The organism is Arthrobacter sp. K41 (genome assembly GCF_059089645.1).
Genome location: NZ_JBNHEW010000001.1, coordinates 440,729 through 464,853, shown reverse-complemented (window position 1 = coordinate 464,853; position 24,125 = coordinate 440,729). Strand labels below are relative to the sequence as shown.

Below are 24,125 nucleotides of genomic sequence, written 5' to 3'. Positions count from 1 at the left end.
TTGCCCAACAGCGACGCCGCCGCCTGGCCCCGGATCCGGGCGCGCCTGCTGGCCCGCCGCCGGCAGGAGGCCTCTGCAACCCGGGCGGACGCCGTCGTGCGTACTGCCGTGGTGACCGACTCGGCCGCCGCGCTGCCGGCTGACTGGGCCGCCGGACTGACGGGTGATGGACGCCTCACTATTATTCCCATGCCCGTGATGGTGGGGGATGAGATCTACGGTGAAGGCGAAGACGACATCTCGGAAACCATCGCGCTGGCACTGGCCAGCGGGACTTCCGTGAAGACCTCCCGTCCATCGCCGGGACAGTTCGAGCAGGCTTACGCGGCAGCCCGGCGCAAGGGGTTTGACTCGGTAGTGTCCGTCCACATCTCGGCCGGCCTGTCCGGCACGGCAGATGCTGCGCGCCTTGCCGCCGGAAGGGTGGACATACCGGTGGAAGTCGTGGATTCCGGAACGGTGGGCATGGCCTTGGGGATGGCGGTCCAGGAAGCTGCCCGCGTTGCCGGGGAAGGCGCCGATGCGGTGGCAGCGGCCGCTGCTGCCACCAGCCAGGCGGCACGCACCAAGGTTTATTTTTATGTCCCGAGCCTGGAGCAGCTTCGCCGCGGAGGCCGGATCGGTGCAGCCGCGTTGCTGTGGGGCACCATGCTCGCCATCAAGCCCATTCTGGGGGTGGACGGCGGAAAGATCGTACCGCTGGAGAAGGTTCGGTCGGCCAGCCGGGCAGTTGCCCGGCTGGAGGAGATGGTGGCCGCGGACGCTTCTGCCCGCACTGCTGCGGACGTCCGTCTTGCCGTCCACCATTTCGGCAACCAGGCGGAGGCTGAGGGGCTTGCCAAAAGGCTTGAAGCCGCGTTGCCGCAGTGCCCTCCCGCCCAAATCAGTTCCCTCCCTGCCGTACTTGCCGCACATGCCGGGCTGGGCGTTCTCGCCGTCATCGTGGGCGACAACCCTGCCGCCGTCGACGCCGGCTGAGCACGTGCTTTCCACATAGCCTCCGCCTGCCCTGTCTCCCTGGCGCGGCCTGTCCCTAGGTTGGAGGTATGTCACGCCGAAATGCCGGAGCAGTGGAGGAACAGGCTCACCGCGTCAGGAGGCGGCTGAACGCCACCCTGGGTGGCGACTCCCCGGGGCTGCTGGCCGGTGACGACGGCGGGCCCTCCTTTGAATACCGGGGCCCGGGAGGAGCTGGCGGGGCATTAGGTGGCCGTGCCCTGCCCGGAGAAGAGCCTGAAGCCAGGGAGCTCACTGACATTGGCCCTGCCGTCCGCTGGCGCCTCAGCTTTCGGCTGGCTGTGCTCCTGGGTGTCCTTGCAGTTGCCGCCGGTGCCTGGTTCTGGTGGCAGGCCGGGGCCGGCCGGCCGGAGGTTCTGCCGCTCGGCGGCGTCGCTTCCGGAACCGCCGCACCGGCGGCCGGGGACAGCTCCCCGGGCGAGGACGGCGGTGGCGGCAGCCGGGCCGGTCCCGAGCCAGCCCCGCAGGAAAGCGCACCGGAAAGCACAGTGGTGGTTCACGTAGCGGGATCAGTACTGCAGCCCGGAGTGGTGGAACTGCCCGCCGGCAGCCGCCTCCACGAAGCCATAGCCGCAGCCGGAGGGCCGGCCCCTGGAGCCGACCTCAACCGCCTTAACCTCGCCGTGGTGGTAGAAGACGGGCAAAAAATCCACGTCCCGCTGCACGGCGAACCTCTGCCGGCCGGTCCCGCGGAACCGGGGAAGCCGGCGGCCGGGGACGTTCCGGCCGGGAGCGCCGGAGCGCCGGCTGGATCGAAGGTCAACCTCAATACCGCCGGAGTGGAGGAGCTGGATGGCCTGCCCAAAGTCGGCCCTGTGCTGGCGCAGCGAATCGTGGATTGGCGCAAGGAGCACGGTCCGTTCAAGGTGGTCGAGGACCTTGACGCCATTGATGGTGTCGGTCCAAGGATGCTTGAAGCATTGCTGCCCCTGGTGACCCTATGAGACGAAGGAAAGATTTAATGATGAGGACTACGGCACCGTGCCATGGGTAACGGGACAGGGGGGACCGGGGCGAGTCCCTGGAGCCACTACGTGGAGTCAGCAGTCCGCGGGCACGCGGCCGGCGCGCATGATGCGCGGCACGCTGATGCCTTCGGTCGCCGGCAGGCCAGGGCCTCGAAGGGGTTCCGGGCCGGCACGCCGGGGCAACCGCGGCAGGGATGGCTGCGCCTGGCCGGTGGCGCCGGCGAAAGCCTCCACACGTTCTGGATTTCCCGGTGGGCCCGGTTACGGGAGGGCAACCGGAAAGCACTGCAGGAGGCAGACACCGGCGGTGAGGTGTTCCGCCGCCGCACAGACCTCCGGCTCGCGCTGCCGGCGGCGCTCGTTTGGGCTGCCTCCGCTGCCGGGCTTTGGCTGCCCCCGATGGTACTGGGCGGCTTCTGCTGTGCACTGCTCGCGGTGGCGGGCCTGCTGCTGGGCCGTGCCGCCAAATCCCGGGGCGGTTCGTCAGTTTACCGGGGAGGCGGGAATCAGGGCCGGCGCAGCTTCCTTACCACCATGGCGGTAGCCCTCCTCCTTGCGGGAACAACGGCTGCCCATTCAGCGGTGGCCGCCACTCAGCGCCACGAAGGTCCCCTCGCAGCCGCCGTCTCGTCCGGAAAGTCTGTGGTGGCGGTTGTGGAAGTGGCAGGGGCGCCCCGCGCCTTGACTGCCACCAACCAGGCTGGTCCACCTGCCCGCTGGTCGGTGCCGGTTTGGACCCGGGACATCAGTACCGGCGGCGTTGTGCTGCGGGCGCGGGCCCAGTTGGTGGTGGTGGGCGGGGGCGGCTGGGACGCAGTGATGCCCGGCCAACTGGTCCGGACTACCGGAACGCTCCGCCCCGCCGATCCCGGACGGGAGGAGGCCGGCATCCTCACAGCGTCCTCGGGACCGGGGCTGCAGGTTGGCCCGCCCATCCTGCCGGGAGCTGCCAGGGAATTGAGGGAACGGTTCGTTTCCGCCGCCTCTTTCCTCGCCCCGGATCCGCGCGGCCTGCTTCCGGGAATGGTTACCGGGGATACCACAGCACTCGATGAAGGCCTGGACGCTGCAATGAAAAGCGTGGGCATGACCCACCTAACAGCTGTCAGCGGAGCCAACTGCAGCCTGGTTCTCGGGGCGCTGCTGCTGGTGTGCCGGCGGCTCCGCTTACCCCGGTTGCCTGCGGCCGTGCTGGCAGTGGCAGGCCTCGGGCTGTTCGTGCTGCTTGTTGGCCCCGATGCGAGTGTCCTGCGGGCAGCGCTCATGGGAGCCGTAGCTGTTCTGTCCCTGGCCGGTGGCAGGTCGGGGCGTGGCCTGAGCTTCCTGAGCCTTGCCGTGATCGGCCTCCTGCTGATCGACCCCGGGTTGGGAACGAGTTTCGGGTTCCTCCTGTCCGTCCTGGCAACCCTGGGAATCATCGTCCTCGGCCAACGCATCATGGAGTGGACTCCTGAGCCCGTTCCGCGCTGGGCCGCGGCTGCAGTGGCTGTTCCGTTGTCCGCGCAATTGCTCTGCGGACCCGTGATTGTGGTGCTGCAGCCCCAATTTTCCACCTACTCGCTGCTGGCCAACGTTATCGCGTCGCCGCTCGTGGCGCCCGTGACACTGCTGGGAACGGCTGCCGTGCCTTTGGTGGTGCTGGCCCCGTGGGCAGGAACCGTCCTGATCGCGTTGGCGGGTGCGTTCAGCGCGGGCGTGGCGGCGACAGCCAGGTTCACCTCCCAACTTCCGGGCGCAGCCCTTCCCTGGCCCGAGGGTGTGTCCGGCGTCTTGACCATGCTGTTCCTTTCGATGCTGACGATCGTGGCCGTATGGGCGGCGGCCCGGCCGCACCGGCTCATTCGGTCTGTGGCGGACGCGCACCGGCGCGTTGTATCCCTGCTGGAAATGCTGGAACGGTACGCGGCCGGGGTGCTAAAGAGCCGCAGCCGGGAACCGCTGCGGCGGTCCGCTGCACGGGTGCCGCAGAAGCGTGGCCCGGGCTTGGTTCGGGCCACGGGACATGGCAGGCTGGGATACTCCACAAAACTTTCCGGAAGGAAGCTCCGATGGCCGCTGCGCAGAAACGTGCAACCCGTTCGCCGGCATCGGCAGGGCCCACCTGGCGGGACGTAACGCCGGCCGCCGTCGTCCTGGTGAGCGGGCCTGAAGAGTACCTTGGCATCAGAGCAATGGACAGGGTTCGTGCAGAGGTGCGGGCAGCCGCTCCCGACGTTGAGGTCAGCCGCATCAACGCCGCATCCTACGAGGCCGGGTCCTTGCTGATGCAGGTCAGCCCGTCGCTGTTTGGCGAAAGCAAGCTCATCGAAGTTGAGGCTGTCGAATCGATGAACGACGCCTTCCTGGCCGACGCCCTTGCCTACATCGGCCACCCGGAGCCGGACGCCGTCCTGGCATTGAGGCATGGCGGGGGAGTGCGGGGCAAGAAGTTGCTGGACGCCATCAAGAAGGGCGGCTGGCCGGTTGTGGACTGCCAGCCGCTTAAGAAGGACGCGGACAAGGTTGCCTTCGTCGCCTCGGAGTTCAAGACGGCCGGGCGGAGGATTGAACAGGAGGCGGTGCAGGCCCTGGTGAACGCCGTCGGGGCGAATCTCTCGGAACTGGCAGCAGCGTGCAGCCAGTTGATCGCGGATGCCGGCACGACAGTAACCACGGACATCGTTGACCGCTACTACGGCGGACGGATCGAGGCTACGGCCTTCAAGGTCGCCGATGCTGCCATGGCAGGAAACGGCCCGCTGGCATTGTCCACTCTCCGCCATGCCCTTGCAACGGGAGCCGATCCCGTTCCGCTGGTTGCCGCGCTGGCGGCAAAGCTGAGGACGGTGGCCCGCGTGGCCGGCGCTTCCGGCTCTTCGGCCCAAATAGCTGCAGACCTCGGAATGCAGCCCTGGCTGGTCGAACAGGCCCAGCGGGAGGTCCGGCGGTGGACGCCGGAAGGACTGGTCCGCTCCATCCAGGCCACTGCCGAAGCCGACGCCCAGGTCAAGGGGCTGTCCCGCGATCCGGTCTACGCCGTGGAACATGCGGTCACGGTGATCGCCATGTCCGTCCAGGGCCGGTAGTGGGTACCACCTCCAGCCGGTGGCCGCACAGGTGGGACTGCCGGTAGGCCTGCGCCAGGACGCAAGGCCGGGTACGGGCGGTTAAAGATGTGTGGCCGGTACCAACCGGTACCGGCCACAACCATCAGTTCAGGGAACTGGAAACCTTACAGTGCGTTGACCTTCTTGGAGATCGCCGACTTGCGGTTCGCTGCGTTGTTCTTGTGCAGAACACCCTTGCTGACAGCCTTGTCCAGCTTGCGGCTGGCAGCAACCAGGGCAGCAGCAGCTGCATCCTTGTCCGTGGACTCAACGGCGGTGTTGACGGCGCGGATGGCCGTCTTCAGCTCGGACTTGACTGCGTTGTTGCGCAGGCGTGCCTTCTCGTTGGTGAGGATGCGCTTCTTCTGGGACTTGATATTCGCCACGTGTGAACTCTCTTTTTAATGCGGAAATGGTCTAGAGGGCTTTCAGATTGGCCATTGACTGAGCGGCGTGGGGATACCTATGGCGGCCAACCATCAGTGGCCGTCGACCTGCACGGACACACAGCTACAAAGAATAGCAGGTCAGGAGCAGGGCTGGCCATTCGCGAAGCTAGTCCCAGCCGTGTCGCCGGCGGAGCCCTTCGGCCACTTTTTCAAACTGAGCTCGGTCCAGTACAGCGCCTTCCCGCCGGATGCTCTCCGGCGGGAGCCGGACGATGCGGTCGAGCCGGGCTTCGCTGGGCCGGCCCTGCCTGTCCCAGGCGCCAGCCCCAATATCGATATAGTTTGCCGATGCCCCCGCGCCGGGGACCCGGTCCCTGCTGGTGAGCATAAGCCCGAGAAGGTGCCTTCCGCTGCGGCCCACCAGCAGCACAGGGCGGTCCTTACCGCGCGTGTGATCCTCTTCGTAAGGCACCCAGGCCCACACCACCTCACCCGGATCCGGTTCACCGTTCGGGTCCGGTGCGTACCGGACGGAGAACCGGCCCCGAAAGTCGCCCACATATTCACCGTTCCCGGACGTGACAGGCGAGGGAGCGCGGCGGGCCGGGCCCGCCGGTGCGGTCCTTCCCGTCTTCTGCAGGACACGCAATCCGGCTTTGACGGCGTTTGCCAGGGAGCGGAAGTCGATAGCCATTCAGCAACCCTAGCGCCGGCCGCCGCGGCGGGCGGGGAACATCACGACGCCGATGATGCAGTGCCAAAGGCCGGGACGTGGGACACTTGAGGTTCCAGATGTGCGGAGAGTCCGCAGGGTGCCCTCGGTGCGTCCTGGCGGCGGCCGCGTGAATGCCAACAGTAAGGACCCTGCGTGTCTCCCATGGCCCGCACCGCCCCGGTGCCCGCCGCGACAGATCCGGCCATCATTCGGAACTTCTGCATCATCGCGCATATTGACCACGGCAAGTCCACACTGGCCGACCGCATGCTGCAGTTGACCGGCGTCGTGAAGCCCCGCGACATGAAGGCCCAGTACCTGGACCGCATGGACATCGAACGTGAGCGCGGCATCACCATCAAGTCCCAGGCGGTCCGGATGCCGTGGGAACTTGAGGGAAGCAGCTACGCGCTGAACATGATCGACACTCCGGGCCACGTGGACTTCACGTACGAGGTTTCCCGCTCTCTGGCGGCCTGCGAAGGAGCCATCCTCCTGGTCGACGCGGCGCAGGGCATCGAGGCGCAAACCCTCGCCAACCTGTACCTGGCCATGGAGAACAACCTCACGATCATCCCGGTCCTGAACAAGATTGACCTTCCGGCCGCCCAGCCCGAGAAGTACGCGGCGGAGCTGGCCAGCCTCATAGGCGGGGACCCGGAGGATGTCCTGCGTGTCTCCGGAAAGACCGGAATGGGCGTCGAAGCGCTGCTCGATAAGATTGTCCGTGATCTTCCAGCCCCGGTGGGAGACGCAAATGCTCCCGCCCGCGCCATGATCTTCGACTCGGTATATGACACGTACCGCGGTGTCGTCACCTACGTCCGCGTGGTGGACGGGATGCTGCACCCCCGTGAACGCATCCAGATGATGTCCACCCGGGCCACCCACGAACTCCTGGAGATCGGGGTGAGCTCCCCGGAACCAACCCCGTCGAAGGGTCTGGGCGTCGGCGAAGTGGGCTACCTCATCACCGGCGTAAAGGATGTCCGCCTGTCCAAGGTGGGCGACACCGTCACCAACCTTGCGAAGCCGGCTGCCGATTCGCTCCCCGGCTACGCCGATGCCAAGCCCATGGTCTTCTCCGGCCTGTATCCGCTGGACGGCACGGACTACCCGGTGCTGCGCGACGCACTCGAGAAGCTGATGCTTAACGATGCCGCCCTGGTATACGAGCCGGAAACCTCCGCAGCCCTGGGCTTCGGCTTCCGCGTGGGTTTCCTTGGACTGCTCCACCTTGAAATCACGCGCGAGCGGCTCGAACGCGAGTACAACCTGGACCTTATCTCCACCGCTCCGAACGTGGAATATGAGGTAACGCTGGAGGACAAAAAGGTTATCCACGTTACCAACCCCAGCGAATACCCCTCGGGCAAGATCTCCGAAGTCCGCGAGCCAATGGTGTCCGCCACCATCCTGGCGCCGAACGAGTTCGTCGGCGCCATCATGGAGCTGTGCCAGAGCCGGCGCGGCGTGATGGGCGGCATGGACTACCTGTCCGAGGACAGGGTTGAGATCCGGTACCGGCTGCCGCTGGCCGAGATCGTGTTCGACTTCTTCGACATCCTCAAGTCCAAGACCCGGGGCTATGGTTCGCTTGACTGGAAGGCCGACGGTGACCAGGTGGCCGACCTCGTGAAGGTGGACATCATGCTCCAGGGCGAGCAGGTGGATGCCTTCTCCGCCATCACACACCGCGACAAGGCGTACGCCTACGGCGTCATGATGACCACCAAGCTGCGCGAACTCATTCCGCGCCAGCAGTTTGAGGTGCCCATCCAGGCCGCCATCGGCTCAAGGATCATCGCGCGCGAAAGCATCCGCGCTATCCGCAAGGACGTGCTGGCCAAGTGCTACGGCGGTGACATCTCGCGCAAGCGCAAACTGCTGGAAAAGCAGAAAGAAGGCAAGAAGCGCATGAAGATGGTGGGCCGGGTCGAGGTCCCCCAGGAAGCATTCATCGCCGCGCTGACCACCGACGAGTCCAAGGACAAGGCCAAAAAGTAGTGAACACCGCGTCCGGCAACACCGGAGGCCCCTGCAATGCCTAGCACCCTTCCCCTCGGCGACCCCGCGCCGTCGGACGGCCTGCTGCCTGCCCAGGCAGCGGACGGTTCGGCGGAGCGGGCGTTCGGCCTGTACGTGCACATCCCGTTCTGCGCTGTGCGCTGCGGATACTGCGACTTCAACACCTATACCGCCACGGAACTCGGCGGCGGCGCCTCCCAGGATTCGTATGCGGGCACGGCCGCCTCTGAGGTGTCGATGGCGGCCCGGGTACTGGCCCAATCCGGCCTGCCTCCCAGGAAGCTGAGCACGGTGTTCTTCGGAGGGGGCACGCCCACCCTGCTCCCCGCAGAGGATCTTGCCCTGATCCTCCGCCGCGCCATAGACCACTGGGGAATTGAAAACGGCGCCGAGGTCACCACGGAGGCGAACCCCGATTCGGTCACGCCGGAATCCCTCGCCATCCTCAAGGAGGCCGGCTTCACCCGGATCTCCTTCGGCATGCAGTCCGCCGTTCCGCACGTCCTCAAGGTGCTGGACCGCACGCACTCGCCCGCCAGGGTCCCGCAGGTGGTCCAGTGGGCCCGCGAGGCCGGGCTCGCCGTCAGCCTGGACCTGATCTACGGAACGCCGGGGGAGTCGCTGGCGGACTGGAGGTGCTCCCTGGAGACAGCACTGTCCTACGGGCCCGACCACATCAGCGCCTACGCGCTGATCGTGGAGGACGGCACCAAGCTCGCTGCCCAAATCCGCCGCGGTGAGGTACCGGGAATCGACGACGACGACCACGCCGACAAGTATGAGCTCGCCGACCAGCTGATCACCGAAGCCGGCCTCGGCTGGTACGAGGTCAGCAACTGGGCCCGCACCCCGGAGCAGGCCTGCCGGCACAACCTGGCCTACTGGCGCGGTGATGACTGGTGGGGGATCGGACCCGGCGCGCATTCGCACGTGGGCGGAGTCCGCTGGTGGAACGTCAAGCATCCCGCCGCGTATGCAGGCCGTCTGGCGCAGGGTCTTTCGCCTGCCGCCGGCAGGGAAACGCTTGACCCGGAAACGCGGAACGTGGAACGGGTGATGCTCGAGGCCCGCCTGCAGGCCGGCCTGGAGGTTTCTGCCCTCGGTGCCGAAGGCCGCCACCAGGTCGCGGGCCTGATCGCCGACGGCCTGGTGGAGCCGGCCGCAGCCTTCCGGGGACGCCTCGTCCTCACCCTCAAGGGCAGGCTGCTGGCCGACGCGGTGGTCCGCCGCGTACTGCCTGACTGATGCGCGGCCTCCCGCAGTCCGGGGGTTAAGCCTATGATGTGCACAGCAACGAAGAGTCTGGGGGAGGACGTGGGAAGCAAGAGGGCAATTTTGCTCGTGCCCGACCGGGAGGAATGGGAAAGTCAGTTCAGACGGTACGCGCAAAGGCGTAAGCGCGTGGGGGCCTGGATAGGGATTGCGTTCGGTGGACCGCTTTTGGCAGGATCTCTCTACTTAACCGGGCTGCTCTACCCTCTGCTCCGGGGAGACATCGCGGCCGGCCACCCCAGCTACGACTCCTACAGGACTGCAGCGGCCACCGCACTCCTCGTTGTTGTTGCGGCTTTAGTGCTTTACGCGGGGTCCAGCATCATGTTCAGCCGCTGGCTCAGGAAAACCCACGTACTTCTGGGCTTCAACCCCGATGGTTCCTTCGCGGAAGTCCGCTGTGCCCTCACTCCCGACAGTACGAATTCCTAATCCGCAGGACGGCCGCCCAGGGACGTGATGGTACGGGTGGAACTGTCCCAAAGACGGGCCTCGACGCACTGACCCTCAGTCCTGGCCGCCAGGGCATCCAGGGCTGCCCCGAGCCGGTGCCCGGGGATCCTGCGGGCAAGGGTGACGTGCGGCGTCCAGGCATTCGGAAGGGTGTTTTCGTAGGCGCCGGTACACCGCTGATGCAGCCGGGCGTGAAGTTGGAGTAGATCCGCCGCCGGCACAACCAAGCGCGCCAGAACGTATTTGCCGGCCCCGGCAGGAAAGACCACCAGGCCTGAAAACCTGATACTGAACGGCAGCCCGCTCCACAGGTCATGGATGTCCCGCCCAACATCGAGCAGGTTGCCTGCGGCCAGTGTGATGTGTGGCCTGTTGCTGGGGGAGGTGTGCGAGGCGAGGCTCGGCAGGCCGGCTTCCGAGAGCGTGGCCCAATCAGTCCTGATGGAAGAATCCGTGGATTCCCCGAAGGTCAACTCGACGCTGCGCATTTCCCCATCATGCCTGACGGACGCAGATGCTATGGCTTTTACTCTGGCCCAGAGCCCGGTTGCGTTATTTGATCCAGCGCAGGTTGTACGGGTAGCGGTGCGGCTGGCCGCGGTTGACATGGATTCCGGCAGCCACCGAAAAGCAGGTCAGACCAATCCAGATCAGGGTGGCGATAACGGCGAAAATGTTGCCGATCACCGGCACGAAGACCAGGATGTTGGCAACCACTGCGGCGATGGTGGGCGGCAGGCTGAAGTTCAGCGCCTCCTTTGACTCCTGCGCAGTGAACGGACCACGGTCACGGAAGATCAGGTAGATCAGGAGCGAAGGAACGCAGCCCAAGATGCCGCCGAAGTGGGCCAGCGTGGCCCACTGGCGGTCTTCGCTGGCTGTCAGGGGCAGGGCATTCGCCGGAACGCCGTGGTACTCCGAACGGGCCTGGCCCACCGGGCTGTCCCTGTGATCGCGTGCATTTTCTGCCACAGTCTGTTCCTTCTGGAGTGCAATGGTGCTGACTAAGAATGCCATGCCTGCTGGCGGTCCTGCGGTCGGCAGGCACCGCAGTACCAAGAATACTGGGTGCAACGCCGATGCCCGACCCTATCCGCCTTCCGGCAGCGCGACAGCCCGGCCCGCGGCGGGCTCAGGGGACGGTGAGGAAATCGATGACTTCCTCCACCCTCCCCAGCAGCGACGCCTCCAGATCGGCGTAGCTGCGGACGGCGCCCAGCAGCTTCTGCCACCCGAGGCCGATGTCCTCTTTGGTCTCGTGAGGCCAGCCGAAGGCGGACAGGATGCCGGTTTTCCAGTCCTGCCCGCGCGGCACCACCGGCCATTTCTCGATTCCCAGCACAGCCGGGCGGATTGCCTGCCACACGTCAACGTAGGGGTGCCCCACAATCAGCACATTGCCTGCAGCGCCGGGAGAGGACATCACGGATTCGGCAATGCGCGACTCCTTTGAGTCGGGCACCAGGTGGTCCACGAGCACCCCCAGGCGCCTGGCCGGGCCCGGCTTAAAATCGGCCACAGCGGCAGCGAGGTCATCAATGCCGTGGAGGGGTTCGACGACGATGCCCTCCACCCGAAGGTCATCGCCCCATACCTTCTCGACGAGCTCGGCGTCGTGCTTTCCCTCCACCCAGATGCGGCTCGCCTTGGCAACCTGGGCCCGCTGCCCAGCCACCCGGACAGAACCCGACGCCGTCCTGCCGGCCGCGGCCCCGGAGCCCGCGGCCGGCCGCGGGGACGGGGGCATCAGCCGGATTGCCTGCCCTTCAAGGAGGAACCCGAAACCCAGCCGGAAGGACCGGGACTTGCCGCGGCGGTCCTCCAGGGCCACCACATGCATTCCACCCGATTTCTCTACCCGGGTCACCGCGCCCACCCAGCCGGACTGGACATCCTCCAGCACCATGCCCCGCTCCACGGGTACTTCCGGCAGTTGCGTCCGGGCAGGTGCGGACAGGTCCTGGGCTCCCCAGTTCTGGTAATGCATGGAATCACTCCGCTTCGTGCTGGATGGTGGCCCGGAATTTCGCCCGGAGCGGTACCAATGCTAACAACGGGGCGAGTCATATTAGACTGTTAGCACTTGGGCATGTCGAGTGCTAACCCCTGGAGAGATACGGTGCGGGCAGAACGACTGCCCTGAACCTGGATGGAGGTGGAGTGTGAGCGAGCCGCGCAAACTGGAAGTATTGCGGGCCATAGTGGAGGACTACGTCCACTCCCGTGAGCCCGTCGGGTCCAAGGCCCTGGTGGAGCGGCACCATCTCGGTGTCTCCAGCGCAACCATCCGCAACGACATGGCAGCGCTTGAGGACGAAGGACTGATCACCGCACCGCACACCAGCGCAGGCCGTATCCCCACCGACAAGGGCTACCGGCTCTTCGTCGACCAGATTTCCGCAGTAAAGCCTTTGTCCCAGGCTGAGCGGCGTGCCATCCAGTCACTGCTCGAAGGCGCGGACGACCTTGACGACGTGCTGGAACGCACCGTCCGGCTCCTGTCCCAGCTGACAAACCAGGTGGCGGTGGTCCAGTACCCACACCTCAACCGGGCACTGGTCCGCCACATCGAATTCGTTCTCCTTGCCCCGCGGAAGGTGCTGGTGGTACTGATCGCCGACAGCGGCAAGGTTGAACAGCGGGTCATCGACGTCGGGCAGGACCTCGCGGATGATGCCATCGCTGCTTTGCGCGGCCGCTTCCTCGGATCGCTCGCCGGAACTCCCCTGGCGCAGCTCGGACAGTCCCTGCCCGCAGTGGTGTCCGGGGCTGCCCCCGGTCAACGCCAGGCAGCCCAGGCACTTGCGCACGGGCTGGAGGCCCTGGCCCACAGCAGCCGCGAAGACCGGATGGTGATGGCCGGCACAGCAAACCTTGCGCGGTCCAACGTTGATTTTCCGCTAAGCATCGGACCTGTGCTGGAGGCGCTCGAGGAGCAGGTGGTGATGCTGCGCCTGCTGAGCGAGATGGCGCAGGACCACCGCGGAGTTGCCGTGAGCATCGGGCGTGAAAACCCCTACGATGGCCTGGCGGAGGCATCCGTCGTGGCCACGGGCTACGGCCCGGACAGTGTCGCCAAAATCGGCGTGCTGGGTCCCACCAGGATGGATTACCCCACCACCATGGCGGCAGTGAGGGCTGTGGCCCGTTACCTGTCACGGATCCTGGGACCCTGACCGCAGTACAGCGCCCCTGGGCGCACAGCAGTGTATGCAGCACGACTGCAGGCAGAACAACAAGGAAGAGATACAAACTTTGAGCAGCCACTACGAAGTCCTTGGAGTCGCACCGGATGCCACCGGGGAAGAGATCAAGAAGGCCTACCGCAAGCTGGCCCGAACCCTTCACCCGGATGTGAATCCCGGTGAAGATGTTGCGGACCGCTTTAAGGCAGTAACCCACGCCTACGAGGTTCTCTCGGATCCCCAGAAGCGCCGGGTCTACGACACCACCGGCAACGAGAACGGCACGGACAACGGATTCGGCGGCGGGGCCTACGCCGGCCAGGGCTTCGCTTTCCAGGACATCTTCGACACCTTCTTCGGCGCAGGTGGCACCACGGGCCCCGCCTCAAGGGTCCGGCGCGGGCAGGATGCGCTCATCAGCGTCAGGATCGAGCTCCGCGACGCCGTATTTGGGGTCAACAAGAAGCTCGAAGTGGACACGGCAGTACTCTGCCCCACCTGTGAGGGCTCCTGCTGCCGGCCCGGAACCCATCCTGAGCGCTGCGATATTTGCGGCGGCAGCGGCCAGGTCCAGAGGGCTGTCCGCTCAATCCTGGGCCAGGTCATGACCGCCGCGCCCTGCGGCACCTGCGAAGGTTTTGGAACTGTTATCAAGGACCCCTGCAACGAGTGCAGCGGGCAGGGCCGGATCCGCAGCCGCCGTTCCCTGACCATCAAGGTTCCTGCCGGCGTCGCCACAGGGACACGCATCCAGCTGTCCGGCCAGGGCGAAGCCGGTCCCGCCGGCGGTCCCGCCGGCGACCTGTACGTGGAAATCCGCGTCAACAACGATGCCACCTATGTCCGGGAAGGCGACGACCTGCACGCCACCCTGAACATTCCCATGACGGCGGCTGCCCTGGGCACCGACGTAACCCTGGAAACCTTCGACGGGCCCCAGGAGATCGACGTGAAGGCCGGCACCCAGTCCGGCGAAATCATCACCCTGCGCGGACTGGGCGTCACCCATCTGCGCGGGTACGGCCGCGGCGACCTGAAGGTCCATCTCCAGGTGGAGACTCCCGCCAAGCTCGATGCGCAGCAGGAGGACCTGCTGCGGCAGTTGGCCAAACTTCGCGGCGAGCAGATCACCGATGGCAAACTTGCTGCCGGCGGCGGCATGTTCGCCAAGCTCCGGGACCGGCTCGGTAACCTGTAGCGGTGAGCAACCCCGTCTTTTTCACCGCGCCCGGGTCACTGGACCGGATGGTGCCGGCAGGGACTTTTGTCCTGGAAGGACCCGAGGCGCGGCACGCGGTCACCGTTAAGCGGCTGGCACCGGGTGAGCCGGTGGACATTGTGGACGGCGCCGGGACCCGGATGAGCGGCAAGGTCACAGCTGCTTCGCCTTCCATGCTCGAAGTGGCTTGTGACTCAGTGGTTGTTGAGCACCGGCCGGACATCCGGCTGGTGCTGGTCCAGGCGTTGGCCAAGGGCGACCGGGATGAGCTTGCCATTGAAACGGCCACCGAACTTGGCATCGACGCCGTCGTCCCCTGGCAGTCCGAGCGGTCCATCGTGCGCTGGAAAGGCGACCGTGCGGCCAAGGCGCACGCCAAGTGGCAGTCGGTTGTTTCCGCCGCCGCGAAACAGGCACGCCGCGCCTGGATCCCCGAGGTGCGGGCTGCCGTCGACACTGCCGGCCTTGCCAACGCCGTGGAGCAAGCGGGCCTTGCCGTTATCCTGCACGAAGATGCCGTGCGCCCCTTCCGGGCAGTCCTGGCGACGTGGCTCGAAACCGGGGCCGCGGACGGGGTGCGGGAAGTACTCCTGATCGTGGGGCCGGAGGGCGGCATCAGCCAGCGGGAAGTGACGAGGCTGTGCGGCCGGGGCGCCGTCACGGCTCTCCTGGGGCACCATGTGCTGCGTTCGTCAACTGCCGGACCCGCCGCCGTCGTCCTTGCCAGCGACGTCCTGGGCCGCTGGGCCGCGCCGGCTCTCTGAGCCGGGAACAACAGCAGGGCTAACGGACCTTGAAGCTCCGGGTGTCTTCGCTGCCGTCCTCTTGGCCTTCCGGGCTGGAGGTCTGGGCCACGCGCAACTCGAAGTCCCCCTCCGGCAGGTTAAGGGCCAGGGTGAATACGCCTGCCTGTGCCGGGTCCGCAGCTGCTGTTGTCTCACCGGTCAGGAAGGGGGTCTTGTTTCCATTATTTTCGGACCGCAGGATCTGCCAGCGCAGCTTGCCCCCCGGAACTGTGCTCCGGCCAGTGATCTTGACACTGCCGTTCGCCATCTCCACGTTCTCCTGGGGGTCGATGACCCACACGGGAGCCACCAGCCCCGCCGTCCGGGCCATCGGCGAGCCCAGCTGCACATGGTTAAAGGCGACGTAGTCGGTGTGGCCATCCACAAGAATCCGGACGCGGATCTGCTGCCCGGAATCAATTAACCCCGAACTCGCCGCCGCCGCGGTCGCGGTATAAACCAGCTGCTGAACCGCCCGGGCTGCCATATCGGCGTCAAGATTGCTGTTAAAGGCATCCTCCGACACATCCACGGTGATGACGTCCTTGCCGGAGATCGACGTAGCAAGCTCGCGGGGATTCTGCCACGGCGTAAAGAAGTCGGGATCCAGCGGTTTTTCGGACATCATGGCGCGGAGGGCGGCCGTCACCGGATTCTCCTGACCGGGAACCTCCCGGAATTCCCGATAGAGGAAGACGCTGCTGTTGCTGCGGCCGATCCAGTAGACGGGTGCTTTGTTGGAGGACTGTGTAGTCTCCAGGGGAGCGCTGGTGGATGGGGCACTGGATGTGGTTCCCGGGCTGGAGGACAGGAGGCCGGTGGGCGCTGGCCCCGGTTCGGCGATGCAGCCCGTCAGGGCAGGGACCACGAGCAGGAGACCGGCGAAGACCGTTGAACGGGCGCCGCTGAAGAGGTCACGGGCGCGGCGGGGCGCTGCGGTTTCCGGCACCTTGATTGCCCTGTCCTTTCCTGGTCGGATAGGCCGATCCCCGGTCGGCCATGGTGTTCCAGCAGCGGGCTGGATTTCCAGCATTGCACAGCCCCGGGGAGCAGATGCGCCGGGATGCGCCGGGCCGGCCAACTGCAACGGGAACGATATGAGGCCGATATGAAGTTGATACCTAATAACGGGAACAAGTGCTGTGCCCGTTCCGGAAAGCACCGGAAGCCCGGATGCGGTATGGGGCCAGGAGTGCCTGCTGGCGTAGGATGGAAGGTACTGCTGGAGGCAACGGCAACATCCGCCGCATACCAGCTGACAGCTACTGTTTCGACATCGAGGGGATCACAGGCCTGCGGGCCAGCACTATGACTGAATCAGCTAACGGAAAGCGCAGGCTTGTCACCGGCGAGGGCGCAGCGGGCGAATTTCCCCACACACTTCCCGGCGTCCGTACCGAAGTGGTCCTCTTCGACAATTCCGACCAGATGGTTCAATCGCTGGGCAGCCACGACGAGGCGCTGCGGTTCATCGAGGAGCAGTTCCCCGACGTCAATTTCCACGTCAGGGGAAACGAGCTCTCCATCAGCGGCCCGGCGGCGGATGTCCCGCGGATCATGCGGCTCCTGCACGAGGTCCGCGGACTCGTTGCCCGCGGTACTGTCATCAGCCCGGCCGTGCTGCAGCAGCTCGTCGCACTCCTGCGCACGCAGTCCATGCAGAACCCTGTGGATGTGCTGACCCACGACATCCTGTCCAGCCGCGGAAAGACCATCCGGCCGAAGACGCTGAACCAGAAGAACTACGTTGACGCCATCGACGCCAATACTGTCATCTTCGGAATCGGCCCCGCCGGAACGGGCAAGACCTACCTGGCCATGGCCAAAGCGGTGCAGGCACTGCAGCAGAAGGAAGTCAGCCGGATCATCCTGACCCGCCCGGCAGTCGAGGCGGGGGAGCGGCTTGGGTTCCTTCCCGGTACCTTGAGCGACAAGATCGATCCCTACCTGCGCCCGCTGTACGACGCCCTGCACGACATGATGGATCCGGAATCCATACCGCGGCTCATGGCAGCAGGCACCATCGAAGTGGCGCCGCTGGCCTATATGCGCGGCCGCACCCTCAACGATGCCTTCATCATCCTGGACGAGGCGCAGAACACCACGCCCGAGCAGATGAAGATGTTCCTCACCAGGCTTGGCTTCGGCTCCAAGATGGTGGTCACCGGCGACGTTACGCAGGTGGACCTGCCCTTCGGTACCCGGTCCGGGCTGCGCATCGTCGAAGAGATCCTGCAGGGCATCGAAGATGTGAACTTTTCGGTCCTGGACGCGGCCGACGTCGTCCGGCACCGCCTGGTGGGAGATATCGTGAACGCCTACAGCGTCTGGGATGACGTCCAGCGGAACCGGGTCAAGCATTCGGCAAACCGGGAAAAACGTGGGGAGCACGCGTGAGCATCGAGGTGAACAACGAGTCCGGCGTCCAGATGGACGAATCGGAGCTCGTGGCCTTATCCCGGTACATCTTCGAGCAGCTTTACATTCACCCGCAGGCCGAACTGTCCATCCTCCTGGTGGACGAACCCGCAATGGAGAAGCTGCACATCGAGCTGATGGACGAGCCCGGGTCCACTGACGTGCTGTCCGTGCCCATGGACGAGCTGACTCCGGGCACCCCGGACCGGCCCACGCCGCAGGGCATGCTGGGGGATATTGCTGTGTGCCCGCAGGTTGCTGAGGTTCAGGCCCGGAACGCCGGTCACTCGCTGCAGGACGAGATGCTGCTGCTGACCACGCACGGCATCCTGCACCTGCTCGGCTACGACCACGCCGAGCCTGAGGAGAAGGCGGAAATGTTTGGCCTCCAGCGCGAGCTCCTGTCCGGCTTCACCGGCAAAGAAGCGCCCGCCGAGACCATTCAGTGACCCCCCTGCTCCTGGTCGCAATGGCCCTGGCTTTCCTGGCCGTTGCGGCTGTACTGACCGCGGCTGAGGCCGCCTTCAATTTCCTTCCGCGCCACGACGCTGAAGAGGCGCTCCTTAAGAGCCGCGGCACTGCCATGCGCCGGATCCTGGCACAGCCCGTGGCGCACATCCGCGCGTTGCGTTTTTGGCGCATCTGGTTCGAATCGGCGTCCGCCGTTGCCGTCGCTGTCCTGCTGTACAGCCTGCTGGACAATATTTGGCTGGCCGGACTGGCCGCAACCGGCATCATGGCACTCCTGGGATTCGTCATCGTGGGTGTCTCTCCCCGCCAGCTTGGGCGTCTCCACTCGGCCGCCGTCGTGCGTTTCACGGCACCGATGATCCGTTTCCTGACCTGGGTGCTGGGGCCCATCCCGGCGTGGCTCGTGGCACTGGGAAGCGCCGTGGCTCCTGGTGCGCCCGTTGGTGATGATGCATTCTTCAGCGAGCAGGAATTCCGTGAGCTCGTGGAACGGGCCACTGAGTCGGACATGATCGAGGACACGGAGGCCGAGATGATCCAGTCGGTCTTTGATTTCGGCGACACCCTGGTCCGAGCCGTAATGGTTCCCCGCACAGACATCCTCAGCATCGAAGCAGGTTCCAGCCTCCGGCGTGCCATGTCGCTCTTCCTGCGGTCGGGGTACTCCCGGATTCCCGTGATCGGCGAGGACACCGACCACATCCTGGGCATCGTCTACCTCAAGGATGTCGCCGCCGTCCTGCACGGGTTGGGCCCGAACGAGGAGCCGCCCCTGGTGGATTCGCTGGTCCGGGAGGTGCGGTATGTGCCCGAATCGAAGCAGGTCAGCGACCTGCTGCGCGAGCTGCAGAAGGAATCCACGCACGTGGCCATCGTTATCGACGAGTACGGCGGTACCGCCGGGCTTGTCACCCTCGAGGACCTGATCGAGGAGATCGTCGGCGAAATTGTGGACGAATACGATACCGAAAGCGCTGAGGCCGTGGAACTTGGTGACGGCACCTACCGCGTGAGTGCCCGGATGAGCATCGATGACCTCGGTGAGCTTTTTGACGTTGAGCTCGACGACGACGAGGTGGACACCGTGGGCGGCCTGCTCGCCAAGGCGCTGGGCAGGGTGCCCATCGTCGGCAGCAGCGTCGAAGTTGACGGCGTGTCGCTGCGCGCCGACAGGCTCGAAGGGCGCCGGAACCGGGTCAGCCACATCATTGCGTCCCAGGTTCCAAAAGTAGACACTGACCTTGAAGACCTCCTCCAGGAGGCGGAAGCAACCCAGCAGGGAGTTCCACGTGAGCAAGAAAAATAAGGCCGCCGACGCAGATGATTTCGGCGGCTTCCGCGCCGGGTTTTCCGTACTGGTGGGCCGTCCCAACGCCGGTAAATCGACGCTGACCAACGCGCTGGTGGGCAGGAAGGTGGCCATTACCTCCGCCAAGCCGCAGACTACCCGCCACACAATCCGCGGGATCGTCCACCGCGAGGACGCGCAGCTGATCCTTGTGGATACGCCGGGCCTGCACCGGCCCCGCACACTGCTGGGGAAACGCCTGAACGACCTCGTGGCGGACACACTTGCGGAAGTGGACGCCATCGGGTTCTGTCTGCCCGCCAACGAAAAGATCGGGCCAGGCGACAGGTACATCGCCGCCCAGCTTGCCGCTGTGGGCCGCCAGCCTGTCATCGCCATCGTCACCAAGGCAGACCTGGTGGACCGGCAGGCGCTTACCGAGCAGCTCCTTGCCGTTGCCGCGCTCGGGCGGGAAGTGCTGGGAGAAGAAGGTTGGAAGGACATTGTTCCGGTGTCCGCCGCCGACGGTTTCCAGGTCAAGACTGTAGCTGACGTACTGATCAGCCACATGCCGCCGTCGCCCCCGCTTTACCCTGATGGGGAGCTCACCGACGAGCCGGAGGCCGTGATGGTTGCGGAGCTGATCAGGGAAGCCGCGATTGAGGGCGTCCGTGATGAACTGCCGCATTCCCTTGCTGTAGTTGTTGAAGAGATCGTGCCGCGGGAAGACCGTCCTGAGGACAGCCCCCTGTTGGATGTCCGTGTAAATCTTTACGTTGAACGCCCGTCCCAGAAGGCAATCATCATCGGCAAAGGCGGTAGCCGACTGCGTGAAGTGGGCACGAACGCGCGCAAGGGCATTGAGGCGCTGCTGGGAACCCGCATCTACCTGGACCTGCACGTGAAGGTGGCCAAGGACTGGCAGCGGGATCCGAAACAGCTGGTAAAGCTCGGCTTCTGACGCTTTAATACGTTCGTCCGCCGGGCCGCCCGGGGATTTCCCAGCCTGGGCCACTAAAATGGACCGGATTCAGAATCTAGAGGAAGGTTCACCACGTGGGGCGAGGCCGCGACAAGCGCGAAAACGGAGCTGACGTATCAGCAGGGGGACCGGTGTCCCGCCACGCGGATGAAGGCACCGATGGAGCTGCCCGCCACCTTGGCTCTGTACGCAAGATGCCGCTGTGGCTGAAAATCATCACAGGCGTGCTGTCAGTGGCACTCATCGCCGCCATAGCGTTCGCCGGATTCTGGTTTGTGCGTCTCCAGAGCAACATCTCCAAGGCTCCGTTGAACGCCGGCGGCGGCAACGGAGCGGTGAGCGGTGCGACCGGGCGGATGCAGATCCTGATCCTCGGCTCTGATACCCGTGATGGCAAGAACGCCGGGTACGGCTCGGCGGACGATTCCAAGGGCCACGGGAAATCGGATGTCATGATGCTGATGGACATTTCCGAAGACAACAAGCGGGTCAGTGTCATCAGTTTCCCGCGGGACCTGCTGGTGGACATTCCTGAATGCACGGATGCGGAGTCCAAACAGACTTTTCCCGCCCGCAGCGGTGTGATGATCAACGAAGCGATGAATGAGGCCGGCATCGGCTGCGCCGTTGATACCGTCAACCAACTGACCGGCCTGGAAGTGGACCACTTCATGATGGCGGACTTCAACGCGGTGAAGGAACTGTCCAATGCGGTGGGCGGCGTGCAGGTGTGCATCAGCGACGCCGTGTTTGACCCCGACTCAGGGCTCCGGCTTCCCAAGGGCACGTCCGCGGTTGAGGGCGAGATGGCCCTCGCATACCTGCGGACCCGGCACGCATTTGCCGACGGCGGCGACCTGGGACGCATCAAAGCCCAGCAGGGGTTCCTCTCTTCGCTTACCCGGAAGATCAAGGATGAAGGCACTCTGTCCGACCCCGGCAAGATGCTCAGGATCGCCGATGTGGTCACCCAGAACCTGACGGTGGACGAGGGGCTGGCCTCAGTGCCCAGCCTGCTTTCCATTGGTAACAGGCTCAAGGACATCGACATCAGCAAGGTTGCCTTCGCAGCGGTTCCCACCGCCCCCGCCGATCTGGACCCGAACAGGCTGCAGATTGCCGAACCGGCCGGCTCCCAGTTGTTCGCCGCTATGCGGCAGGACATCGACCTGACCGACCCCACAGCGCCTGCCACACCGGCGCCCAGCGAAACCCCGGCACCGCCCACGGCCGCTCCCACTGAAACTGCTCCTCCGCAGCCTCCCTACGACAAGGCACTCCAGCCCGTCACCGTGGCCAACGGCAGTGGCGTGCCAGGGCGGGCACAGGAAATTGTGCAGGCCCTCATAGGCGGCGGATTCACCCAGGCAGCCCAGTTTGAGGCCACCGCCGCGGCACAGTCCGCTGTGTACTTCGGCGCAGGGTTCGAGGACGTGGCTGTTGACGTGGCCGCGCTGCTGGGGATTCCGGCCGCGCAGGTGCTGCCCGCTCCGGCGGTTTCGGGAGTCCAGGTCTACCTGGGCACCGACTTCACCTCGGGTGCCACGTACGGGAGCCCTGTGGCGCTGCCGGAAGACATCGTCAACCAGACAGCCGGGGACACCCTCTGCCAGCAGGCCAACCCATACCTCATCGTGAACAGTTAGCCGGCATCGCAGCTGAGCGTTAAACGCAACCGGGGCCCGCCGTCGAACATCCAACGGCAGGTCCCGGTTTTGTTTGTCACCAGATGCTGACTCGCTCCTCCGGCGGCATCCACATGCCGTCCTGGTCCGTGACGTCAAAGGCTTCATGGAAGGCGTCCAGGTTCTTCGCGATCGCATTGGTCCGGAACTCATTGGGCGAGTGCGGGTCCGTTGCCAGCCGGCGTATTGCTTCCTCGCTCCGGATCACCTGCCGCCAGCCCGCTGCCCAGGATGCGAAGAAGCGCTGCTGCCCGGTGAGGCCGTCAAGGACCTCCGGTTCCTTGCCGTCGAGGCTGATCAGGTAGGCCTTGTAGGCGATGGCAAGGCCGGCAAGGTCGCCGATGTTTTCGCCGAGCGTGAGGCGTCCGTTGACGTTGTGTCCCGGCGCGGCGTACGGGGAGAGCGCATCGTATTGGGCCACCAGCTTTGCGGTGAGCTTTTCGAAAGCCTGGCGGTCCTCGTCGGTCCACCAGTTCCGCAGGGCGCCGCCGCCGTCGAACTGCGAGCCCTGGTCATCAAAGCCGTGGCCGATTTCGTGCCCGATGACTGCCCCGATGCCGCCGTAGTTCACGGCATCATCGGCGTCCGCCGTGAAGAACGGAGGCTGGAGGATCGCCGCCGGGAAGACGATTTCGTTCATCATGGGGTGGTAGTAGGCGTTGACCGTCTGCGGCGTCATCAGCCACTTGTTGCGGTCCACCGGCTTGCCCACCTCGTCAAGGTGCCGGTCGACATCGGCGTTGTGTGCCCTTTCCACGTTGCCCAGAAGATCCGCCGGGTCAATTTCTACGGCGGAGTAGTCAATCCATTCCTCCGGGTACCCGATTTTCGCCCGGAACCCCTCCAGCTTCCGTAACGCTTCGGCCTTGGTGTCCTCGCCCATCCAGGTAACGCCGGTGATGCTGCGGCGGTATGCCTCGATCAGGTTGGCGACGAGCGTGTCCATGCGCGCCTTGTGTGTCTCGGGGAAGTGCCGGGCAACGTAGATCTGTCCCACCGCTTCGCCGAGGCCGCCCTCCACGACGGCCACGCCGCGCTTCCAGCGGTCCTTGTTCCGCGGGGTGCCGCTGATGGTGGTCCCGTAAAAGGCGAAGTTGGCGTCAACGAATGCCGAGGAGAGGTAGGGGGCCGCGGCGCTGACAACCCTCATGGCCAGCCATTCCTGCCAGTGGGCCAGGGGCTCGGACTGAAGAAGGCCGGCGGCGCCCTCGAAGAACGGGGGAGTGCTCATGACGATCTCCTCCCGCTTCTCCTCGTCGATGCCTGCGGCGTTGAACCAGGCGGAAAGCAGCGGGAACAGGGCGGAGGCCTCGTCCGCGGACTTCAGGTTGTAGGTCTTCTGGGGGTTACGGAGCGTGACGTTGTCCCAATGGTGGGACGCCAGTTTGGTCTCCAGTGCTACTACCCGTGCGGCAGCACCGTCAGCATCCGGAACACCGGCCAGGTCAAGCATCGTCCTGACGTGTGCCCCGTAGGCAGCCACCATCGGGGCGAACTTCTCTTCCCGGTAGTAGGACTCATCGGGCAGTCCGAGGCCGCCCTGGCCGGTGTAGAGAAGGACGCGGTCGGGGTTGCCGGCGTCGGGCGCGGGGTAGATGTAGAAAAGCCCGCCGACATCGGCCCGGAACAGCCTGCCTGCCAGGGCAACCAGGTCGGCCACGGAGGTGGTGGCAAAGACGTCCGCCAGCCGCTGGCGGATCGGTTCCAGGCCCTTGGCTTCAATGGCAGCTTCATCCATGAAGCTGTTGTAGAGGTCGCCCACCTTCTGCTCAATGCCGCTGGCGGCCCCGCCCTTGGCCGCTGCTTCCTCGATGATGTCCCGCACGGCAATCTCAGAACCATCGCGCAGTGCCGTGAAGGTGCCTTCAAGGGGCCGGTCATCGGGAATTTCGGTAGTCTTCAACCACGCGCCGTTCACGTGCTGGTAGAGGTCATCCTGCGGCCGGACGGTGTTATCGAAGGTGGACAGGTCGATCCCCGAAATGGGCACGAGAGCTCCTTTTTATGCTGGCCGCGGCCGGCGGTATACCGGTCGGCGTCTGCATGGTGGACGTAACGGACGGGCAGTGCCCTTTCATCTTACGCACCCGTGTTACTCTCAAATGGTGCGTGCAGAGCTTCTCCTTCTTAGCTGCCGCGGCGAGGCCTCAGACGCGATCTAGCG

General features: G+C 65.4%; 22 protein-coding genes. 15 read left to right on the top strand and 7 right to left on the bottom strand.

Annotated features, from left to right (window positions below; genetic code table 11):
• From AC5RTE_RS02175 to holA, 4 genes are all read left to right on the top strand, one after another.
• Window positions 1-978: a DegV family protein gene (locus tag AC5RTE_RS02175; protein WP_494039763.1), complete on the top strand. Its 978-nt coding sequence runs from the start codon at window positions 1-3 to the stop codon at window positions 976-978.
• Window positions 979-1,046: 68 nt separating this feature from the next.
• Window positions 1,047-1,961: a ComEA family DNA-binding protein gene (locus AC5RTE_RS02170; protein WP_494039762.1), complete on the top strand. Its 915-nt coding sequence runs from the start codon at window positions 1,047-1,049 to the stop codon at window positions 1,959-1,961.
• Between the two features lie 90 nt (window positions 1,962-2,051).
• On the top strand, window positions 2,052-4,100 hold the full coding sequence (locus AC5RTE_RS02165; RefSeq protein WP_494039761.1) for a ComEC/Rec2 family competence protein: 2,049 nt from the start codon (window positions 2,052-2,054) through the stop codon (window positions 4,098-4,100).
• Window positions 4,034-5,050 (top strand): DNA polymerase III subunit delta, encoded by a 1,017-nt coding sequence (gene holA, locus AC5RTE_RS02160; protein WP_494039760.1) that lies wholly within the window; start codon window positions 4,034-4,036, stop codon window positions 5,048-5,050. Before AC5RTE_RS02165 ends, holA begins: the two co-directional genes overlap by 67 nt.
• 146 nt (window positions 5,051-5,196) lie before the next feature.
• Here the strand turns inward: holA and rpsT are convergent, their stop codons facing one another.
• Window positions 5,197-5,457 (bottom strand): 30S ribosomal protein S20, encoded by a 261-nt coding sequence (gene rpsT / locus AC5RTE_RS02155; protein ID WP_011692086.1) that lies wholly within the window; start codon window positions 5,455-5,457, stop codon window positions 5,197-5,199.
• Between the two features lie 169 nt (window positions 5,458-5,626).
• Entirely contained in the window at window positions 5,627-6,154 is a 528-nt protein-coding gene (locus AC5RTE_RS02150) for a type II toxin-antitoxin system PemK/MazF family toxin (protein ID WP_494039759.1), read from the bottom strand.
• 174 nt (window positions 6,155-6,328) lie between these two features.
• Between AC5RTE_RS02150 and lepA the strand changes: the two genes are divergently transcribed.
• The 3 genes from lepA (at window position 6,329) to AC5RTE_RS02135 (ending at window position 9,907) form a co-directional block, all read left to right on the top strand.
• Window positions 6,329-8,182 carry a translation elongation factor 4 gene (lepA, locus tag AC5RTE_RS02145; protein WP_494039758.1) on the top strand — a complete coding sequence of 618 codons (1,854 nt, stop codon included), beginning with the start codon at window positions 6,329-6,331 and terminating at the stop codon, window positions 8,180-8,182.
• Window positions 8,183-8,218: 36 nt separating this feature from the next.
• The gene (hemW, locus tag AC5RTE_RS02140) at window positions 8,219-9,448 is read left to right on the top strand and encodes a radical SAM family heme chaperone HemW (RefSeq protein WP_494039757.1); all 1,230 of its coding nucleotides are present in this window, start codon (window positions 8,219-8,221) and stop codon (window positions 9,446-9,448) included.
• 156 nt (window positions 9,449-9,604) lie between these two features.
• Window positions 9,605-9,907 carry a hypothetical protein gene (locus AC5RTE_RS02135; protein WP_494039756.1) on the top strand — a complete coding sequence of 101 codons (303 nt, stop codon included), beginning with the start codon at window positions 9,605-9,607 and terminating at the stop codon, window positions 9,905-9,907.
• Here the strand turns inward: AC5RTE_RS02135 and AC5RTE_RS02130 are convergent.
• From AC5RTE_RS02130 to AC5RTE_RS02120, 3 genes are all read right to left on the bottom strand, one after another.
• On the bottom strand, window positions 9,904-10,416 hold the full coding sequence (locus AC5RTE_RS02130; protein WP_494039755.1) for a 2'-5' RNA ligase family protein: 513 nt from the start codon (window positions 10,414-10,416) through the stop codon (window positions 9,904-9,906). The two genes, AC5RTE_RS02135 and AC5RTE_RS02130, sit on opposite strands and share 4 nt — an antisense overlap.
• A gap of 64 nt (window positions 10,417-10,480) precedes the next feature.
• Window positions 10,481-10,900 carry a DUF4870 domain-containing protein gene (locus AC5RTE_RS02125; protein ID WP_494039754.1) on the bottom strand — a complete coding sequence of 140 codons (420 nt, stop codon included), beginning with the start codon at window positions 10,898-10,900 and terminating at the stop codon, window positions 10,481-10,483.
• A gap of 160 nt (window positions 10,901-11,060) precedes the next feature.
• Window positions 11,061-11,915, bottom strand: a complete 855-nt coding sequence (locus tag AC5RTE_RS02120; RefSeq protein ID WP_494039753.1) for a DUF3097 domain-containing protein — start codon at window positions 11,913-11,915, stop codon at window positions 11,061-11,063.
• Window positions 11,916-12,090: 175 nt separating this feature from the next.
• Here AC5RTE_RS02120 and hrcA point away from each other — a divergent pair, with 175 nt between their 5' ends.
• The 3 genes from hrcA (at window position 12,091) to AC5RTE_RS02105 (ending at window position 15,096) form a co-directional block, all read left to right on the top strand.
• The gene (gene hrcA / locus AC5RTE_RS02115) at window positions 12,091-13,104 is read left to right on the top strand and encodes a heat-inducible transcriptional repressor HrcA (protein WP_494039752.1); all 1,014 of its coding nucleotides are present in this window, start codon (window positions 12,091-12,093) and stop codon (window positions 13,102-13,104) included.
• Window positions 13,105-13,183: 79 nt separating this feature from the next.
• Window positions 13,184-14,311, top strand: a complete 1,128-nt coding sequence (gene dnaJ / locus AC5RTE_RS02110; RefSeq protein ID WP_494039751.1) for a molecular chaperone DnaJ — start codon at window positions 13,184-13,186, stop codon at window positions 14,309-14,311.
• A 2-nt stretch (window positions 14,312-14,313) separates the two neighbouring features.
• Complete coding sequence (locus AC5RTE_RS02105) at window positions 14,314-15,096, top strand: 16S rRNA (uracil(1498)-N(3))-methyltransferase (RefSeq protein ID WP_494039750.1); 783 nt, start codon at window positions 14,314-14,316, stop codon at window positions 15,094-15,096.
• A 19-nt stretch (window positions 15,097-15,115) separates the two neighbouring features.
• Here AC5RTE_RS02105 and AC5RTE_RS02100 read toward each other — a convergent pair whose 3' ends face one another.
• Window positions 15,116-16,066, bottom strand: coding sequence for a GerMN domain-containing protein (locus AC5RTE_RS02100; RefSeq protein WP_494039749.1), 951 nt, complete (start codon window positions 16,064-16,066; stop codon window positions 15,116-15,118).
• A 359-nt stretch (window positions 16,067-16,425) separates the two neighbouring features.
• Here AC5RTE_RS02100 and AC5RTE_RS02095 point away from each other — a divergent pair, with 359 nt between their 5' ends.
• From AC5RTE_RS02095 to AC5RTE_RS02075, 5 genes are all read left to right on the top strand, one after another.
• Entirely contained in the window at window positions 16,426-17,514 is a 1,089-nt protein-coding gene (locus tag AC5RTE_RS02095; RefSeq protein WP_494039748.1) for a PhoH family protein, read from the top strand.
• Window positions 17,511-17,984 carry an rRNA maturation RNase YbeY gene (gene ybeY / locus AC5RTE_RS02090; protein WP_494039747.1) on the top strand — a complete coding sequence of 158 codons (474 nt, stop codon included), beginning with the start codon at window positions 17,511-17,513 and terminating at the stop codon, window positions 17,982-17,984. Before AC5RTE_RS02095 ends, ybeY begins: the two co-directional genes overlap by 4 nt.
• Entirely contained in the window at window positions 17,981-19,312 is a 1,332-nt protein-coding gene (locus AC5RTE_RS02085; protein ID WP_494039746.1) for a hemolysin family protein, read from the top strand. The genes ybeY and AC5RTE_RS02085 overlap by 4 nt, the downstream gene beginning before the upstream one ends.
• Entirely contained in the window at window positions 19,296-20,255 is a 960-nt protein-coding gene (era, locus tag AC5RTE_RS02080) for a GTPase Era (RefSeq protein ID WP_494039745.1), read from the top strand. The genes AC5RTE_RS02085 and era overlap by 17 nt, the downstream gene beginning before the upstream one ends.
• Before the next feature lie 95 nt (window positions 20,256-20,350).
• Complete coding sequence (locus AC5RTE_RS02075) at window positions 20,351-21,922, top strand: LCP family protein (RefSeq protein ID WP_494039744.1); 1,572 nt, start codon at window positions 20,351-20,353, stop codon at window positions 21,920-21,922.
• 76 nt (window positions 21,923-21,998) lie between these two features.
• Here AC5RTE_RS02075 and AC5RTE_RS02070 read toward each other — a convergent pair whose 3' ends face one another.
• Window positions 21,999-23,951 carry a M13 family metallopeptidase gene (locus tag AC5RTE_RS02070; RefSeq protein WP_494039743.1) on the bottom strand — a complete coding sequence of 651 codons (1,953 nt, stop codon included), beginning with the start codon at window positions 23,949-23,951 and terminating at the stop codon, window positions 21,999-22,001.
• Between the last annotated feature and the right edge of the window lie 174 nt (window positions 23,952-24,125).